Source organism: Marinifilum sp. D737 (assembly GCF_026672275.1).
Classification (GTDB): domain Bacteria; phylum Bacteroidota; class Bacteroidia; order Bacteroidales; family Marinifilaceae; genus Marinifilum.
Genome location: NZ_JANQCD010000108.1, coordinates 1 through 436, shown reverse-complemented (window position 1 = coordinate 436; position 436 = coordinate 1). Strand labels below are relative to the sequence as shown.

General features: G+C 47.2%; 2 tRNA genes. Both read right to left on the bottom strand.

The features are described from left to right. Nucleotides 1–214: 214 nt before the first annotated feature. Nucleotides 215–297, bottom strand: a tRNA-Tyr gene (locus NQ163_RS20645). Nucleotides 298–342: 45 nt separating this feature from the next. After that, nucleotides 343–427 (bottom strand) — tRNA-Ser (locus NQ163_RS20640). Between the last annotated feature and the right edge of the window lie 9 nt (nt 428–436).

Sequence of the window (436 nt, the reverse complement as noted above, 5' to 3'; positions counted from 1 at the left end):
GTTGCCGCACAATGGTTTTCAAGACCACCGCATTCGACCACTCTGCCATCTCTCCAATATGTCAGGAATGATTTTCAAGACCGCCGCTCCCGATAATTATCGGGACGACCACTCTGCCATCTCTCCAGTATTTTGTTTTGTGTAGGATACGAGAATAAACCCGCGAGAATTCCTACAAGAATGTTTTGAAGATTGAACGTTTTCAATCTGATTGTGGGGAGAGCAGGATTCGAACCTACGAAGACGAAAGTCAGCGGAGTTACAGTCCGCCCCAGTTGGCCACTTTGGTATCTCCCCAATATTTTCAGCATAAAAAAAGAATCTCAACCGAGATTCTTAGTGCGGAGAGAGAGGGATTCGAACCCCCGGTACGTTGCCGCACAATGGTTTTCAAGACCACCGCATTCGACCACTCTGCCATCTCTCCAATATGTCA